At 68.1% G+C, this 13,797-nt stretch carries 12 protein-coding genes; 6 read left to right on the forward strand and 6 right to left on the reverse strand.

Annotation, left to right across the window (positions count from 1 at the left end; translation table 11 throughout):
• Window positions 1-111: 111 nt before the first annotated feature.
• The 5 genes from NTY77_14430 to NTY77_14450 all read right to left on the reverse strand — a co-directional run bounded on the left by NTY77_14430 (window position 112) and on the right by NTY77_14450 (window position 7,778).
• A complete protein-coding gene (locus NTY77_14430) occupies window positions 112-2,589 on the reverse strand; it encodes a helicase-related protein (protein ID MCX5796687.1) in 2,478 nt (825 codons plus the stop codon).
• Window positions 2,586-3,743, reverse strand: a complete 1,158-nt coding sequence (locus NTY77_14435; GenBank protein MCX5796688.1) for a carboxylate--amine ligase — start codon at window positions 3,741-3,743, stop codon at window positions 2,586-2,588. The genes NTY77_14430 and NTY77_14435 overlap by 4 nt, the downstream gene beginning before the upstream one ends.
• 45 nt (window positions 3,744-3,788) lie before the next feature.
• Window positions 3,789-5,423: an amidohydrolase gene (locus tag NTY77_14440; GenBank protein ID MCX5796689.1), complete on the reverse strand. Its 1,635-nt coding sequence runs from the start codon at window positions 5,421-5,423 to the stop codon at window positions 3,789-3,791.
• Window positions 5,424-5,434: 11 nt separating this feature from the next.
• Entirely contained in the window at window positions 5,435-6,943 is a 1,509-nt protein-coding gene (locus NTY77_14445) for an ATP-binding protein (protein MCX5796690.1), read from the reverse strand.
• A gap of 88 nt (window positions 6,944-7,031) precedes the next feature.
• On the reverse strand, window positions 7,032-7,778 hold the full coding sequence (locus NTY77_14450) for an alpha/beta hydrolase-fold protein (protein ID MCX5796691.1): 747 nt from the start codon (window positions 7,776-7,778) through the stop codon (window positions 7,032-7,034).
• A 100-nt stretch (window positions 7,779-7,878) separates the two neighbouring features.
• Here NTY77_14450 and pepF point away from each other — a divergent pair, with 100 nt between their 5' ends.
• Entirely contained in the window at window positions 7,879-9,717 is a 1,839-nt protein-coding gene (gene pepF / locus NTY77_14455; protein ID MCX5796692.1) for an oligoendopeptidase F, read from the forward strand.
• Window positions 9,718-9,720: 3 nt separating this feature from the next.
• Here the strand turns inward: pepF and NTY77_14460 are convergent, their stop codons facing one another.
• Window positions 9,721-10,395, reverse strand: coding sequence for a hypothetical protein (locus NTY77_14460; protein ID MCX5796693.1), 675 nt, complete (start codon window positions 10,393-10,395; stop codon window positions 9,721-9,723).
• 154 nt (window positions 10,396-10,549) lie between these two features.
• Here NTY77_14460 and NTY77_14465 point away from each other — a divergent pair, with 154 nt between their 5' ends.
• The 5 genes from NTY77_14465 (at window position 10,550) to NTY77_14485 (ending at window position 13,796) form a co-directional block, all read left to right on the forward strand.
• The gene (locus tag NTY77_14465; protein ID MCX5796694.1) at window positions 10,550-11,101 is read left to right on the forward strand and encodes a periplasmic heavy metal sensor; all 552 of its coding nucleotides are present in this window, start codon (window positions 10,550-10,552) and stop codon (window positions 11,099-11,101) included.
• A gap of 91 nt (window positions 11,102-11,192) precedes the next feature.
• Window positions 11,193-11,780 (forward strand): sigma-70 family RNA polymerase sigma factor, encoded by a 588-nt coding sequence (locus NTY77_14470; protein ID MCX5796695.1) that lies wholly within the window; start codon window positions 11,193-11,195, stop codon window positions 11,778-11,780.
• 12 nt (window positions 11,781-11,792) lie between these two features.
• Window positions 11,793-12,137, forward strand: a complete 345-nt coding sequence (locus tag NTY77_14475) for a hypothetical protein (protein ID MCX5796696.1) — start codon at window positions 11,793-11,795, stop codon at window positions 12,135-12,137.
• On the forward strand, window positions 12,134-12,502 hold the full coding sequence (locus NTY77_14480; GenBank protein ID MCX5796697.1) for a hypothetical protein: 369 nt from the start codon (window positions 12,134-12,136) through the stop codon (window positions 12,500-12,502). The genes NTY77_14475 and NTY77_14480 overlap by 4 nt, the downstream gene beginning before the upstream one ends.
• A gap of 7 nt (window positions 12,503-12,509) precedes the next feature.
• A complete protein-coding gene (locus NTY77_14485; protein MCX5796698.1) occupies window positions 12,510-13,796 on the forward strand; it encodes a TolC family protein in 1,287 nt (428 codons plus the stop codon).
• The last annotated feature ends 1 nt before the right edge of the window (window position 13,797 follow it).

Raw genomic sequence — 13,797 nt, forward strand, 5'->3', positions numbered from 1 at the left:
TCGGGCATGGGCAACAGCGCGACCCAAGAAGGGATTTTAGGACGAGCCGAAGCAAACTGGTGCATCAAGTCGGCCCCTCATTGCGTCGCCAAAGGTCTTCGCACCGAGTTCTTACGAGAGGCTCAAGTATTGTGTCCCCGAATTCAGGGCCAGGGGTGCCGGGGGTAGCGGCGCTGGAGTTCCTTCTTGACCGCGGGATAGGCGTTCTTCCAGAACGAGCCGAGGTCCTGGGTCTTCTGCACGGTCCGGAAGCCCGGGGACAATATGTCGAAGATGACGGGCAGGCGCCCCGCGCAGAGGCTCAGGGTCCCGTTCATCCCCAGCAGGTCCTCGAGCCGCGCGGCCAACTCCGGCGGCTGCTGCTCGAAATAGGTCAGCTTCCCGGTCCGGCCGGAGGGCAGCTTCTTGCGCGCGGGGAAGGTCTTCTCCAGGAAACCCATGAGCGCCGCTCCGAGATAGCGGCCGATCTGCGCCTCCAACGAGACCTTCTCGATCTCCGGCCAGGAGCGAGACCTTCTCGATCTCCGGCCAGGAGCTCTTCCCCGCGCAGGCTTCTTCATAGACGAGCCGCCAATCGTCCGCGTCCATCGCCGGGAAGGACAGCTCGGGATAGTGCTGGCGCGCCAGGCGCACGCGCACCAGAAGCTGCTCGACCTTCTCATCGAAGCCGGGATGCCGCAGTTCTCCGCAGGCGAACTTCTCGGCCCAGACCGCGGCCATGGCCTTGCGGTCGGCCGGGCTCGCCGTTGCCGGCTTGCTCGATAGGACCAGGCCGCGGAAGAACAGTTTCTCGCTCTTGAGCACCTTGCGCTGGCTCTCGTCGTAGCCCAGCACGGTCCTCCAGGCGCAGTCCTTCGGGAAGGTCTCCGCCACCGTCTCCGGCTCGCAAGGCAGGTACACCGGCGCGCTGGTCTGCCGGGCTTGCCCGGCTCCCGCGGTCTCCTCCACCTCCAAGGCCAGGATAAGCTTGGGGGCGCGGGATCCCTTGTCGAGCGGCAGGAGCGCCCTGCGGCCGTCGAGGAGCTGATAGACCAGGCTCTCGCCTTGCCGGGCCGCGAGCCGGTCCGCATACGACTCCAGCCAGAGCCCGGCCAGAGACCCGGTCTTGGGATCCGGCCGAGGCTCGGAGAGCCTCTCCAACTGCCGGAAGATCTCCCCGGCCTCCCAGGGCAGGTCCTCGCCGCGTCCGGCCTTGAGGTCCTCGGCCAAGACCGAGAGGTCCACGGTCTTGCCGCGGCGCCGGGCGACCGGGCTCTCCAGGACCGCGGCCATGGCGGCTGCGCTGGACAGGGCCTCGGAGCCCAGCTCCTGCGCGTCCAGGAGCACCGCGGCCAGGCGGGGAGAGATCGGATAGCGCAGGAGCTCCCGGCCCCGCTGCGTGATGCCCTCCGCAGAGACGGCGCGCAAGGCCTGCAAGGTGCGCTCGGCAGCCTGGCGGGCCGGCTCCGGCGGCAAGGTCAGCCAGTCGAGCGCCACGGGCAGCGCGGCGGCGCGCAGAAGCAAGGAGCTGAGCTCCAGGCGCAGGATCTCCGGGGGGATGGCCTCGGGCATGGAGGATTCCTCGGCATGGGACCAGAGCCGGATGCAGCGGCCGGGGCCGGTGCGGCCGGCGCGGCCGGCGCGCTGGGCCGCGCTGCTCCGGCTGATTCGGGAAAGGTAGAGGGTGTTGATGCCGCGCGCCGGACTGTAGGCCGCCATGCGGTGCAGGCCGCTGTCAATCACCGCGGCCACTCCCGGTATGGTGACCGAGGTCTCCGCCACGTTGGTGGCGACGATGACCCGCGCCGAGCCTTGGTCCGGGTCCAGGACCTTCTGCTGTTCGGGAAGTTCCATGGAGCCATGGAGGGTCTGCAGGAGCAGACCCTGCTCCCGGCAGAGCGGCCCCAGCGCCCGGGTGGTGCGCAGGATCTCGCGCATGCCGGGCATGAAGACCAGCGCGGCACCATCGAGTCCCTCTCGCAGCAGCAGGCGCAAGGCCCGCAATGCCTGTTGGTCCAAGCCCTCCCGGGGCTCGGGGGGCAGGTGCCCGACTTCCACGGGGAAGAGCCGGCCCGGCACGTCCATGTGCGCGGCGCCGGGCAGGTAGGCCAGCAGGGCCGCCGCGTCCAAGGTCGCGGACATAATCGCGAGCTTGAGGTCGGGCCGGCGCCCGGCTCTCAAGGCCTTGAGCCAGGCCAACGCCAGGTCGCTTTCGAGGGTCCGCTCGTGGAACTCGTCGAGGAGCACCGCCCCCACGCCGGAGAGGCCCGGGTCCTCCTGCAGCCTCTGCAGGAAGACCCCGTAGGTCTGGAACACCACGGCCGTGTCCTTGCCGCAGCGGCTCTCGAAGCGGACCTGATAGCCGATGAGGTCTCCGAGCTTGGTGCGGGTCTCGGAGGCGACGCGCTGCGCCAGGCTGCGCGCCGCCAGGCGGCGCGGCTGCAGGACCAGGACCTGGCCGGGGAAGTCTCCGCGCGCTTCGAGCAGGAACTGCGGGGTCTGTGTGGACTTGCCGCTGCCCGTCGGCGCGGTCAGGACCACAGCGCCGGACCGGGCCAAAGCCCGGACGATCCGCTCTTGGAAGGGGCGGATGGGGAGCGTCGCGGTCAGGCCTGCTCCTCTATATAGGCGATCCCGGCCAGAAGCTTGTCCAGGTCGGGGTGGCGCATGAAGTAGACGTAGTCGCCCATGGCCACGCTGAAGACCTTGGGGTACGGGGAGTGGGACACCAGCAGGGGCGCCAGTTCGCGCAGCACCTCCTCGTGCGCATGCCGGTAGCGGGTCCGCTCGCGCCGCCCCACGTGGGCCACGTTGTACTTGCGCTCGTAGTCGAAGTGGCTCTCCCCGCAGACCACGGAGCGCGCCCAGAGCCGGTAGAGGTCGATGTCGCAGGCCCAGTTCATCATGTCGATGGAGTGGCCTCCGGGAGGCCGCACGTTGATCTCCAGGGCCACGGCTTGGCCGTCGCGGCCGATGAGGAACTCGGTGTGGAAGAAGCGCTCGCGGATGCGGAAGGCGCACACGGCCTTGCGTCCCAGGTCCTCGATCTCGGGCGGGATGAAGCGCCGGTAATAGTAGTGGGTCGGCTGCAGGTTGGTGACGATCTCCATGATGCCGGTATTGACCCGGTGCGAGGCGCAGAACACGACGCCGCCCTCGCTATCCGTGAGGCCGTCGAAGGAGACCAGGTCGCCGGACACGAAGCACTCGATGAAGAAATCCTTGGGCGGATAGACCAGGACCCCGGCGAGCTGCTCATCGCTGTCGACCCGGAACACGCTCTGGGCGCCCACGCCCACGTCCGGTTTGAAGATCACGGGGAAGCCGTGCCGGGCCACGAAGGCGCGAATCTGCTCCGCGGAGGTCACCTTCTCGCCGGGCGCGACGGGCACGCCGGCCTGCCGGAAGATCTCCTTCATGCCGGATTTGCGGCGGTTGAAGTCCAGGTCCGCGGGCTTCTGGCCGGGGATGCCGAAGTCTTGGCGCAGCTGGGCCTCCAGGCCCAGCCAGTGCTCGGCATGGGAGTCGATGCGGTCGATGCGGCCCTGGCGGTAGATGAGGTAGGCGACGGCGCGGTAGAGGCTCTCGTAGTCGGCCATGTTGGGCACATGGGTGTACTCGGCCAAAGCCGAGCGGAGCTCCGGGCCGAGCTCGTGGTCCGGAGCGTCGCCGATGCCCAGGACGTTGGCGCCGGCCTCCCTCAAAGCGAAGGTGAAGGCCTGGAAATTCTGCGGGAAGTTCGGGGACAGGAGCAGGACGTTCATAGGAGGCTATGATAGCAAAACGCCGTCGGAGTGAGCCCGCGGACGCTAGCGCGCGAAGACCAGCCGGCCCGCGGCGATCGTCCACAGCACCTCGGCTCGGCCGATCTCCTGGGGCGCGGCCGCGCAGATGTCGCGGTCCAGAACGGTCAGGTCCGCGCGCTTGCCCACGTCGATCGAGCCCGTCTCGCGCTCGCGCAAGCCCGCGAAGGCTCCGCGCAGGGTGTAGCCGTCGATCAGGTCCCGAAGGGAGGCCCGCTCCTCCGGCATGTAGGCCGGCGTGTCCGGGCCGGCGTCGATGGCGCGGCGCGTCGCGCCGATCTGGATGGAGTCCAGCGGGTCGAGCGAGATGACGTCCCCGCCCACGGGCCAGTCGCTGCCGCAGGCGACCGTGGCGCCGGCCTGCAGCAGGCTGCGCATCCGGAAGCGGCCGGCGGCGCGCTGCGGCCCCAGGTGGACATCGAGCAGCCTGTCGGAGTGGGCGTCCTTGTAGAACCACTGCGGTTGGACCACGGCCAGGACCCCCAATTCCCGGAACCTGGGCAGGTCCTCGTCCGAGACCAGCTCGACGTGGGCGATGGTGTGGCGGGCATCCCGGGTGCCGTTGGCCTCGGCCGCGCGCGCGAAGCCCTCCAAGGCCAGGCGCACCGCCCCGTCTCCGATGGCATGGACCTGCACCTGGAAGCCCGCCCGGTCCAGGGCGCAGACCATCGCGAAGAAGTCGGGCTCCTCCCAGAGCGGGCGGCCGCGCTCGCCGGGCCGGTCGGCGTAGGGCTCCAGGAGCAGCGCGGTGTGCGCCTCCACCACGCCGTCGAGAAAGATCTTGGCCGCCCGCGGGCGGAAGCGGTCCCCGCAATGAGCGTCGCGCAGCTCGCGCAGACGGTCGAGCTGGCCCACCCCCTGGCGCGGGTCGCAGAGCCAGGAGCCGTCCACGCACAGGGCCAGCGCGCCCCGGCGGTCGAGCTCGCGGTAGGCCCGGGCCACGTCCGGGAAGAGCGCCGCGTCGTGCAGGCCGACCACGCCGCGCTCCGCCAGGCCGCGCAGAAAGCCCTCGGCCCCGGCCAAAATCTCGGCCTCGGACTGGCGGGGCAGGGCGCCCAGGACCTGCAGAATGGCCGTCATCTCGCGCACGGTGCCGGTGGGCTCCCCGGTCTCGCGGTCGAACTCGACGACCCCGCCCGAAGGCGGCGGCGTCCCGCGCCGGATGCCCGCGGCGGCGAGCGCCCGGGAATTGGCCCAAGCCGCGTGGCCGTCCGCGGCCAGCAGGAGCGCGGGACGGTCGTTGACCGCGGCGTCGAGGGCGCGCCGGTCGGGGCCCTGCGGCCCGAAGGAGCTCTGCAGCCAGCCGCCGCCCACGAGACAGGGGGCCGCCGGAGTCGCGCGGGCGTGGCGGGCGACGGCCTCCAGGCAGTCCTTCTCGCGCACCAGGCCCGACAGGTCGCAGTCCCTGCGGAACAGCCCCGCGAACGAGGAATGCGCGTGGGAGTCGCGCCAGCCCGGCAGGACCAGGCCGCCGCGCAGGTCGAGGATCCGGGTGCCCGGGCCGCAGCGGCCGCGGACCTCCGCGTCGGGCCCGACCTGGACGATGAGCTCGCCCCGGACCGCGACTCCGCCCGGCGAAGAGGCGCCCCCGCGGTAGAGGCGGCCGTTGACCAGGACCAGGTCCGCGGGCTCGGCCGGCATCCGCGCGGCGCTCAGGATGGGACCAGGTTGGGGTCTTTGGCCTTGATATAGTCCAGGAGGCTCTTGCCCATGTCGGTGAGCAGTTGGACCTGCCCGTAGTCGAGCTGGACGTTGTTGAGATACTGCAGGATCAAGGTGTCGCCGATCTCCGTCTCGGGCAGGATCCCGGAGAAGAAGAAACCCAGCTTCTCGAACTCCGGGGCCAGGAAATAGGCCGCAGGGTCCGCGAGGTCGAGGTAGAGGTAGACGGCGCCGAGCTGGCGCCTGCAGAGGTCGTGCAGGGAAGCCCGGACCTGCCGGACCGCATCCTGGCCGTAGCGCTCGATCCAGATCTCGGCGCAGCTCTCCGAGGCGTACACGTCGGTGCGCACGGCCGCCTTCTCCTCGGCGATGCGGGCCTGCTCGGGATCCGGGACCCGGAAGCTGTGCACGGCCCCGATGTTGGCGAAGAGCTTCTCCAGCATGGGGCGGTGCGCCTGGGGCAGGTAGAGGGTCAGGCGGTGCGGGGGCTGGAGGTACTTGAAGCTGAGGGCCACGCTGAGGCGCTGCTTGCTCGCCCCGGAGATGCCCTTGAACACCCAGGAACCCGGGCTGGCCGCGAGGTAGACCCCGCAGTCGTTGATGCCGTACTTGACCACCACTTTCTGCGTGAACAGGTGGTTGGTCACGGAGTTGACGTAGACGCCGGTCAGAGGGTACTTCTTCTCCATGGAGAACAGCTGGTCGGTCAGGCGGGTCAGGCAGCCCTGGCCGCGGTACTCCATGTTGACGAAGGCGAAGGTGAGCTCCGCGATGCGCGCCCCTACGCGGGGGTAGTGCAGGGCGGCGTGGCCCATGAACTTGTTCTCCTTGGTGACCGCGACCACGGAAATGAGCTCCTCGCTGGCGTTGAGCTCGGCCAGGCGCTCGGGGTAGTAGATGTTGTCGTCGAAGAAGGTGTAGCCGTGCGACTTGTAGGCGCAGCGGGAGACCTCGATGGCCTCCTCCCGGCGCATGCGGCGCACGTCGTAGGGAATCTTCTCCTGGATGACCTTGGCGGCCGGGGGCCCCGCCTCCTCCTCCAGCTTCTGGCCCGGGAAATACTCCTCGATGCTCTTCTGGGGCAGGCGCTTGACCAGGTGCAGCTCCTTGCCTTCGCAGCCCAGGTTCACGAAGGAGACCTCGTCCATGACCTTCTTCATGAGGTGCATGCCCAGCCCGGCGGTGTCCTTCTGAAGAGCCTGCTTGGGGTCGTAGTCCTTGAGGAGGGAGGGGTCGAAGGGCAGGCCGCGGTCCTTGATGATGAGCCGCAGCCCCAGGGGGGCGCGCTCGGCGATGATGTCGAAGTCGGCCTGCTCTGCGGCCTCGAAAGCGTGCTTGATGACGTTGGCCACAGCCTCCTCGGCCGCGAGCTCGATCTCGCCCAAAGCGGGCTCCTGGAACCCGAACTTCTCGGCGGCCTTGCGCACGAAGGCCAGGACGAGGTCGAGGTAGCCGAGGTCGTTGGGGATGGTGAGCTTCAAGGAATCGAGTCGAGCCATGGTTGGCCTCCCATTCTGGTCGCTGGCGGCGGGATACTGGCCGCGGACGGTCGTGATTGTACCAAAGATGACTTACGGCTGGGCAGAATCAGGACAGCACGTGCCCCAGGAAGTAGGGCAGCTGCTTGCGCCACCAGGGCCAGTCGTGGTTCACGTCCTGGCCCCAGAGGTCGAGCCAATGCGGCACGCCCTTGCCGGTCAGGACCTGGGACAGGCGCTGGCTCTCGGGCAGGCAGACGTGCTCCCAGGCGCCCTGGCCCACGCAGATGATGATGCGGCTCTGGCGGTAAAGGTCCAGGAACCAGTCGTTGTTGAGGCCGGGCAGGTAGCGCAGGGGGTCGTTGTAGTAGATGTTGTCGTCGCAGTAGTCCCCCAGCGGATGGTAGTTCTCCAGGCTGTAGACGCCGCTCAAGGCGATGACGGTGTCGCAGAGGTCCGGATGGCGGAAGAAGAAGTTGGCCGCGTGGAAGGCGCCGCCGCTGCAGCCGGTGACGATCATCTGCCGCGGGGCGCTGCTCCCGGTCATCGAGCCCACGAAGGGGAGGACCTCGTGCAGCAGGCACGCCTCCCAGGCCGCGTGCCGGCGCCCGCGCTCGGCCGGGTGGGCGCCCTCGTTGGCCCAGCTCTCCCAGTCCCGGCCGTCGACCGCGACGATGCGCAGACGGCCCGCTTCCAGGAACGGCCGGCAGGCCTCGACCATGCCGAAGTTCTCGAAGTCGAAGAATCTCCCCCCCACGGAAGGGAACACCAGCATGGGCTTGCCGGCATGGCCGTAGGTCTTGAGCTCGAAATCCTCGCTCAGGCGCGGACTGTACCACTTATGATGGTCGTTCATTCATATTCCTCTCTCTTCATTTTACAGAATTGCTATCATCCGTTACAAAGGAGCTCAAATGAAACGAACTGGATGGTTCCTGGTGCTAATGGCTATGGCAATGACAACCCCCCTCACGCAGACGGCCCGCGCCGAAGAGCGCGCGCAGGTGCCGGAGCAGTATAAGTGGAACACCGCCGACCTCTACGCCTCCGAGGCCGCCTGGTCCGCGCAGAAGGACGACATCGCGGCCCGCATCCCGAAGCTGGCGTCTTTCCAGGGCAAGCTGGGCGACTCCGCGGCTTCCTTCTATACGGCGCTCTCCTTCCTGATGGACCTCGACAAGGACCTCTCGCACCTGGGCACCTACGCCTCCATGCGCTCCGACGAGGACACCCGCCTGAGCCGGCCCCGGGAGATGAAGCAGATGGCCGAGGACCTGGGCGTCAAGTTCGCGGCCGCCGCCGCCTTCATCCGGCCCGAGATCCTGGCCTTGGGCGAGGCCAAGGTCAAGGGCTTCGTCAAGGTCGAGCCGCGCCTGGCGCCCTACGGCCCCTGGCTCGACGATATCCTGCGCTACGCGCCGCACACCATGACGGCTCCCGAGGAGAAGGTGGCGGCCGAGGCCGCGATCATGGCCGAGGGCGCCTCCAACGCCTACAACACCTTCACCAACGCGGACCTCCCCTACCCCGAGGTCACGCTCAAGTCGGGAGAGAAGGTGCGCCTCGACGCCCAGGCCTACACCAAGTACCGCGCCGCGGCGGACCGCGGCGACCGCGACCTGGTCTTCAAGACCTTCTGGACCAAGTACAAGGACTTCGAGCGCACGCTGGGCGCGACCCTCGACGCAAACGTCAAGACCCACGTCTTCGACAAGAACGTGCACAAGTTCGCCAGCTGCCTGGAGGCGGCGATCTTCAACTCCAACGTGCCGACGAGCGTCTACACCCAGCTCATCAAGGACGTGCACGCCAACATCCCCACCCTGCACCGCTACCTCAAGCTGCGCCAGAAGATGATGGGCGTAGACCAGCTGCGCTACGAGGACCTTTACGCGCCCATCGTCAGCAAGGTGGATATGGTCTACAGCCCCGGTGAGGCCAAGGAGCTGGTCGAAAAGGCCGTGGCGCCGCTGGGCCCGCAGTACGTGGCGGACCTCAAGAAGGGCTATGAGGAGCGCTGGGTGGACTTCATGCCCACCACGGGCAAGAAGTCCGGAGCCTACTCCACCGGCGCCTACGGGGTGCATCCCTACCAGCTGCAGAACTTCACGGGGATCTACGATGAAGTCTCGACCTTGGCGCACGAGTCGGGGCATTCCATGCACACCTTCCTCTCGGACAAGAACCAGCCCTACCCGACCCACGACTACAAGATCTTCGTGGCCGAGGTGGCCTCGACCTTGAACGAGAACCTGCTCCTGCACCACATGCTCCAGCAGACCAAGGACAAGGACACCCGGCTCTTCCTACTGGGCAGCTACCTCGACGGCCTGCGCACGACTTTGTTCCGGCAGACCCTCTTCGCCGAGTTCGAGCTCAGGATCCACGAGATGGCAGAGAAGGGCGAACCGCTGGTCGGCGAGAAGCTCACCGAGCTCTACCGGAGCCTGGTCAAGGAGTACTACGGCGACGCGGCGGGCGTGTGCAAGGTCGACGATCTCTACGGCATCGAGTGGGCCTACATCCCGCACTTCTACTACGACTTCTACGTCTACCAGTACGCGACCAGCATCACGGCCTCCGCAAAGATCACGGCCAACATCCGCACGGACAAGACCGCGAAGAGCCGGGACGCCTACCTCAAGATGCTCTCCTCGGGCTCGTCCAAGTACCCCATCGACCTGCTCAAGGGCGCCGGGGTGGACATGACCACCTCCGAGCCGTTCAACGCGGCCATCAAGGAGATGAACGACACCATGGACGAGATGGAGAAGCTGCTGGCGCAGAAGCCGTAAGGGCTAGAGCTGGTCGTCCGCGTCCTTGCGCGGGGCCTTGGTCCGGGGCTTGCGCTTGGCATGCGCAGGCGGTGCGGACGGCGCCGCCGCAGGGGACGAGGCGCTGGCAGCGGGGGCCTTGGCCCGGGGTTTGCGTTGCGCAGACGGGGGAGGCGCGGAGGGCTCCTCCTCAGCAGGGGACGAGGCGCTGGCGGCGGGATGGCCGCCGCGGGCCTGTTGGCGCGACGCGGCGCCTTCCCTGAAGGCTTCGACGACCTTGCTCGCCAACTCCGCGGCGACGCCTTCCAGCGAGGGATCCCGCGACTGTCCCGCCCAGAGCGCTTCATGGGTATAGGCCGACTCCACCACGACCGAATGGATGCTGACGGGCTGCACGCCCTCGCCCGCCACGGTCGCGATGAGGTCGCAGGCCGCCCGCTGGCCCTCGGAGGTCACCTGGGCCGACTTGAAGGCCGGCCCCCGCGTCCCGATGTCGCGGGCGAGCGTCTGAGCCAGCATGCCATCGGCCTTGGTGGCCGCGGCGATGCAGAGCCTCGGGCCGGAAGCAGACGGAGCCGCCCCGCGGTCCGGCTGAGGAGCCGGTTTCTTCGCGTTGCCGCCCGACGGCGCGGCCGCGCAGACGGCCGAGAATGCGAGCTCCCAGGCAAAGACCACGGACAACCAAGTAACGGTTCTCATTCGATCCTCCCGCCGCTGGTCCGGCCTAGCCGGACCCTGAACAAGTTATAAAATTTCCCGCGCCATAGGAACGCCTCTGAAAGCGCGGCCGCGAGCCCCGCGACACAAATCCGCCCGCCGGAACGTCTAATCCTCAGTCAGGAGGTGTACCTTTATGAGACATGCCATCTGCGCCGCTTTGCTCGCAAGCTTGGCGGCAGTCCCCCTGTGCGCAGCGGAGACGCACAATGACCGCAAGGCCGACGCGAAGGCAGCGGCCGAGTCCGGACATCGCCGCATGGCCGACCGGATGCATGAGCAGCTCGGCTTGAACGCCGAGCAGGCCAAGAAGGTGGACGCGGCCATCCAGGAGCACCGGGATGCGGTCAAGCCCCTGCGGGAAGCGCTGAGCAAGGCGGTCCGGAGGGTCCACGGCCTGCTGGAGATCGAGGCCTCGGACAAGGATATCCAGGCCGCTCTCGACCAAGTCGAGCAAGCCCGCAGATCCCTGCTCGCCGAGACCGACAAGCTCAAGAAGACCATGGAGACCATGCTCACCCCGACCCAGCGCGCGAAGATGCTGGTCATGCGCGAGAAGATGATGCGGCGCGGCGGAGGCGCTCATGAGGGCTGGCGGGCCAGGGACTCAAAGGAAGAACGCGGGGCGCGCCACGGCGCCGAGGGGCAGAAGGATCGGGCCGGCGATCAGGAGCCAGAGGACGACTAAGGACCGTTCCCAGCAGTGAGCGGCCCCCTTCCCTTGCAGGGAAGGGGGCCTTGTCTTAGTCTTCCACCTCCGCAAATCGTAGAATATAGGCATGGGCGCACCAAGCTCAGCCGAGGACGATGCCGAACTCGTCTCGCGAGTCCAGTCCGGAGAGCAAGACGCGTTCGCGGAGCTCGTCCGCCGGAATCATGCCTGGGTCCTGGGCCTCTGCGCGGCGACCCTCGCGGACCGCTCCGCGGCGGACGACGCGTCCCAGGAGGTCTTCCTCAAGGCCTACAAGTCCCTCCCGCGGTTCAAAAGCGGCTCGTCCTTCTCCACTTGGCTGCACCGCATCGCGGTCAACCATTGTTTTGACCTCCTGCGCAGCCGGGCCCGCCGCAAGACCGAGTCCTGGGACGAGCTCCTGGAGAAGGAAGGCGAGCGCATCCATCTCCTCCTGGCCGCGCCCGCGCAGGCCGGGCACTCGCCAGAGGACGCCGACCTCGTCCGACGGGTGCTGGACTGCCTGCCCCCCGACTACCGGCTGGTCCTGACTTTGCGCGAAGTCCAGGGCCTCAGCTACGATGAGATCGCGGCGGCCATGGACTGCTCCTTGGACTCGGTCAAAGCCCGCCTGCAGCGCGCGCGCCGGGACTTCACGGAGCGCCTGCGACACTTTCTGGACCCCCTCAGCGTCTAAAGAGCGAGGCCCATGAAAGACCAGGAGACCGACGAGAAGCTCTGGCCGCGCCTAGCCGCGGCCTTTTTGCGCGCCCCGGCCCGCCCCTCCTCATTGGAGACCGAGGCTTTCGTGAGCAAGGTCATGGCCCGCCTGGAGCGGCCGGCCGAAGCTCCTTGGTTCTCGGCGGGACTGCGCTGGCTGGTCCCGGCCATGAGCGTCGCCTTGGCGGCATCGGCCCTGCTCATCGCCCGGCCCGATCAAAGGTTCACCCCGCCGGAGGACGTCGTGCTCCTGGCGGCGGGCTCCAGGGCCGCGCCGCAGGCGGTTCCGCCCACGACGGACGAATTGGTGGCTATGGTCATGGAGAGAGAATGAGACTGGATTGGAGACAAGCGGTGCCGGCCCTGCTGCTGGGCTGCCTCATAGGGATATGGGGCGGCGCCTGGCTGCACCGGGCAGGACTGCGGCACATGCGGACCGATGGCGCCGAGACGCAGCGGCTGCTGCACCAGTTCAGCTCGGAGCTCAAGCTCGACGCGGGCCAGCAGGACGCGGTCAAGGCGGTGCTGGAATCCTACCGCACCCAGATGAAGGCCCTGCACGAGGACCATGCCAAGCGCTTCGGCGAGATCCGCGCCTCCATGCGCGACGACATCGCCAAGCTCCTGAACCCGGAGCAGGTCAAGCGCTTCCAGGACATCCAGTCGCGCTGGGACGCCCGCCACAAGGATTGGAAATAACCCCATCATGATCAAAACCCTTATCCTCAGCCTTCTGCTGTCGGCCCCGGCCGCGGCGCAGACCGCGGCCGGCATGTCGCCTTTGCCGCCCGAGCAGGCGCCCGACCGGGTGCTCACCTGGGAGGACTGCGTGGCCCTGGCCGCGCAGAAGAACCCCGGCCTAGTCTCGTCCCAGTATGCCAAGCAGGCGGGGCGCGCCTCCTACCTGGGGAGCTTCAACGGGCTCCTGCCCGGAGTCTCCCTCTCCAACAGCTACTCCTCTTCGAACGGCTCCAGCGGAAAGCCCGGCTACTCGGCCGCGGCCTCGGCCAGCATCAGCCTCTTCGATATGGGGCAGATCGCGGGCATCCGCTCGGCCTCCGCGGGCTATTCCCAGGCCGAAGCCAACCTGCGCCAAGCCTCCGCCAGCCTGCGCTTCAGCCTCCGCTCGGCCTTCACCCAGGCCTTCATCGCCGAGAAGAACGTGGAGGTGGCGCGCAAGATCCTGGAGATCCGCCAGAGGAACTCCGAGGAGGTCTCCCTGAAGTACCAGTCCGGCAAGGAGTACAAGGGCAACATGCTCAACGCCCAGGCCCAGCTCCTCCAGTCGCGGGCGAGCCTGGCGCAGGCCCTGCGCAGCGTGAGGACCGCGCGGCGCGCCTTGGACCAGCAGTTGGGCCTGGACGATTTCTCCGCGGTGTCCGTGACCGGGACGCTGACGGCCCTGGCGCCGCCGGAGCTCCCCGCCGACCTCGACGAGCTCATCTCCAACCGGCCGGACGTCCTGGTCCAGGAGGCCGTGATCAAGGCCCAGCGGGCCTCTGTGGCCTCCGCGCAAAGCCCGCTATGGCCGAGCCTGTCGGCCGATTACACCCGCTCCCGCAGCGCCGGCTATGAGTTCCCGGGCTCGAACTACGGCTGGTCGGCGGGGGCCACGCTGAGCTATCCCATCTTCGGCGGCGGGCCCACGTCCACCTATTTCGCGGTCAAGGGCGCGAAGAACAATCTGGAGAAGTCCCTGCAGGACCTGCGCTCGGTGCGCAACGCGGCGCTCGTGGACCTGGAGAACAACTGGGCCGCATACGCCAACGCCGTGGACCAGCTCCGGGTGGCGGAGGCCAGCCTGGAGTCCGCGCGCCAGCGCAACGCCGAGGCCGAGGTCCGCTACGCCAGCGGCCTGCTCAGCTTCGACAACTGGGAAGTCATCGTCGGCGAGTGGGTCAGCGCCGAGCAGCAGGCCATATTCGCCCAGTCCGGCACGGTGACGGCGCAGGCGGCATGGGAAAAATCTCTGGGAAAGGCTTTGGGGGAATAGC

It is taken from the genome of Elusimicrobiota bacterium, from assembly GCA_026388095.1.
Lineage (GTDB): Bacteria > Elusimicrobiota > Elusimicrobia > UBA1565 > UBA9628 > UBA9628.